At 60.3% G+C, this 3,576-nt stretch carries 2 protein-coding genes; both read left to right on the top strand.

Annotation, left to right across the window (positions count from 1 at the left end):
* Positions 1-105 precede the first annotated feature (105 nt).
* The gene (locus RUW20_RS00240) at positions 106-2,031 is read left to right on the top strand and encodes a phage major capsid protein (protein WP_313950176.1); all 1,926 of its coding nucleotides are present in this window, start codon (positions 106-108) and stop codon (positions 2,029-2,031) included.
* A 172-nt stretch (positions 2,032-2,203) separates the two neighbouring features.
* The coding region (locus RUW20_RS00235) for a methyltransferase domain-containing protein (protein ID WP_313950175.1) at positions 2,204-3,576 on the top strand (1,373 nt) is incomplete at its 3' end.

The raw sequence follows: 3,576 nt of genomic DNA, 5'->3' as shown, positions 1-3,576 counted from the left end.
GATGATGAAACGCTTTTGATGCTCGGCGCCCTTTAGACGCCACTTTTTGCCTTAACTGCGCGCCGCGTTCGGGGCATCCTCGCCGCACACCTTGCGAGGATCGCAATGAAATTTACACGCACGCTTAGTATCGAACACCGCGCGCCAGACGCGGAAGGTCTGTTCGACATCGCCATTTCTACCGAAGCGCCTTACGAGAGGTGGTTCGGCATCGAAATCCTGCGCCATGACGCCACGGCCGTCGACCTGACCCGCCTCGGCGACGGCCGCCACCCGCTGCTGTTGAACCACGACACCGCCAACCAGATCGGCGTCATCAAGGCAGTCCGCCTCGACGAGGACCGCGTGCTGCGTGGCTCGGTCAAGTTTTCGCGCTCGGCGCTCGGCCAGGAAATCAAGCAGGACGTCGAAGATGGCATCCGTTCGCTGGTGTCGGTCGGTTACTTCATCGACGAGCTGGAAGAGGTCGAGCGCGCCGAAGACGGCAGCGAGAAAGTTATCCGCACCCTGACGGGTGATGAATTTGAGCGCGAAATGCGCAACCAACACGGCGACACGTTCGCCCGCAGTGGCCTGGCGGCTGCTCGCGGCAAGAACAAGAAGCCACCAACGTTTGTCGTGACCCGCTGGACGCCGTTCGAGGCGTCTGTGGTTCCTATCCCGGCAGACGTCAACGCAGGCTTCGGGAAATCGGCTGGCGTCGATTCCGGGCCGGAACCGCAGCAAAAAGCAGAAACCCCACGAATCATCGTTTTGGAGCACAGAAAAATGGAACACGAACAAAAGACGCCGGCCGAACTTGAAATTGTTCGCCGCGATGCCATCGCCACGCTGGCCGAGCAATACGCCAAGTATCTAGGCCCGAACGACGCCGCCGAATTCATCCGCAACGGCCGCTCAGCAGAAGCCTTCAAGGACTTTTTGATTGAGAAGATACAGACCAAGCACACCGACACCAGCGCCATCGCGCTCGGCCTGACGCCCAAGGAAGTCAAGCGCTACAGCCTGGGCCGCGCGCTGACCGCAGCCGTCCTCGGCGACTGGCGCGAAGCCGGTTTCGAGCGTGAATGCTCGGAAGCAACAGCAAAGATCATGGGACGCGCACCAGAGGGGTTCTACCTTCCTCCCGAAGTCTTCAAGCGTGACTTCAACGTGGGCACCGGCTCGGAAGCAGGCAATCTTGTTGCCACCGATCTGCGCGGCGACCTCTTCACCGACGTGCTGCGCAACAATTTGGTAATGGGCCAACTCGGCGCACGTGTCCTGTCCGGACTCACCGGCAACGTCGACCTGCCGCGAAAAATCACTGCTTCTACCATCGGAACCTTGTCTGAAATCGGGTCGGCTTCCGAGACCAACCCGACGACAGCCAAGGTCACGCTCTCTCCGAAGCGCGCCAGCGCCTATGTCGAAGTCTCCAAGCAGGCGCTGATTCAGTCCGCCGTCGCTCTCGAATCGATGATCCGCGACGACCTCGTTATGTCAACCGCTGTCCATATCGAGAATCAGTGCTTCAATGGCACTGGCACAGCACCGCAGATGACTGGTCTGCGCTACACCGCCAGTATTGGAACCGTCGTTGGCGGAACCAATGGCGCTGCTCCGGCATGGTCGCATTTTGTCGATCTGGAAACCGCCTGCGCGGTTGCCAATGCCGAACCGGACCGCCTGGCCGGCTACGCGATCAACACCAAGACGCGCGGCAAGACCAAGCAGACGCAGATGGGAACGAACCTTCCTTGGATATGGCAAAACTCCGCGCAACCCGTAAATGGCTACCGCGCAGCCGTGACCAACACGCTGCCGAGCAACCTGACGAAGGGGACCTCAACCACGGTCTGCTCTGCGGCGATCTTCGGCAGTGACTGGAGCATGGCCACCATTGGCCTGTTCGGCGCGCCGGATGTGACTGTTGATCCCTACACCAAAGCCGATACCGGCCAGGTCAAGATCACGCTTAACCAGTTCGCCGACTTCGGTTGCCGCCAGCCAGCGTGCTTCGCCAAGATCGAGGACTTGCTGGCAGGCTAAACGGCCCCACAGGGTGGCGACCCTCCCCGCCACCCACTGCCGCCAGGTCACAAGCCTGGTGGCACCTTAATGCAAAGCGTTGCTGACCAACTGGAAGCGGCGCATGAAGGAAGCAATGGTCTGGTCGCCAAACGGTCCGCAGGGTTTTGAATCCGCCAAGGTGCGCTATGAAGTGCTGCCCTACCTGGCGAAGGGCGGGCTTGATATCGGTTGCGGCCCGGCCAAGGTCTGGCCGCACCTGATCGGCATCGACAGCGGCAAGGATACAGACCTGTTCGGAATCGCCATGCGTCCGGATATCGTTGTCAAAGACGCGACACGCCTCGGTATCTTCGCCGATTCCAGCGCCGACTCAATATTTTCCGCTCACCTGCTGGAGCATATCGCCGACTGGCAGGCCGCGCTGCGCGAATGGTGGCGTCTGGTCAAGGTCGGCGGCTACTTGGTGCTGTACCTGCCGCACGCCGATCTATACCCGCGCATTGGTCAGCCAGGCAGCAACCCCGATCACAAGCACGACTTCGATCCTGACCAGATCGTGGACTTTTTCCGCCTTGCCTTCCCCGACTGGGCGCTTGTCGAAAACCAGACGCGCGACGAGGGCAACGAGTATTCTTTTTTGCTGGTGTTGCGCAAGTCTGCGCAAGGCGCCGGGCAGTCCGAACCGTGGAGCGCAGCTCGCGCAGATCGCCGCGCGGCCATCGTCCGCGTTGGCGGCAATGGCGACGCCTTGTGGGCCGCTTCCGTTGCCGCTCATCTTCACGACGCCGGCTATGAAGTAACCGCCTACGTCGCCGCCAACGGCGAGGAAATGCTGCGCCATGACCCGCACATCGCGCGCATCGTCACGATGCCGCAGGGCATCCTGTCCGACGACGAACTGATTGAGTATTGGGCTAATGAAGCTCCGAAGTTCGACAAGTGGGTCAACCTGATTGGCAGCGTCGAGACGCGCCTGTTGCCGCACCAGTCAAGCACGGAGTTTTACCTTCCTGCCAAGGTTCGTCACAAGCTGATGAATGCCAATTATCTCGACATGGTGCACGACTATGCCGAGTTGCCTGAAGGATCGGAAAACCGCCAAAAGTTCTACGCAACCGTCAATGAAATGAAGTGGGCGCAGGAATTCCGCGACAGGCTTAAAGGGCCGATGGTGTTGCTCTCGCCGACTGGATCGGGGCCGTTCAAGGCATGGCCGCACGCGCAGCGCTTCATGGAAATCATGGCGGACGAAGGCGTCTATACCGTCATGGTCGGCGACCTCAAGCACCTGCCTGACCTCGACCTTGTTGAACGGCATGGCGAAGAATACGGAATTGTTGCAGGCATGGAGTTCCCGCTGCGCCTGTCCCTGGCGCTGTCGCTTCTCGCCGATGCCGTTGTCGCTACCGAAAGCGTTTTCGCGAACGCGGTGGCGATGGAAGACATGCCAAAAGTGGTCATGCTGTCGCACAGTTCGCACCAAAACCTGACGCGCGACTGGAGCAATACAGCGGCGCTACAGGCTCCGGTGCCTTGCTACCCGTGCCACAGGATTCACAACTC

Origin of the sequence: Accumulibacter sp., from assembly GCF_032229525.1 — a bacterium.
Lineage (GTDB): Bacteria > Pseudomonadota > Gammaproteobacteria > Burkholderiales > Rhodocyclaceae > Accumulibacter.
The sequence above is the reverse complement of the archived record's forward strand: the minus strand, read 5'-3'. Positions and strand labels throughout refer to the sequence as shown.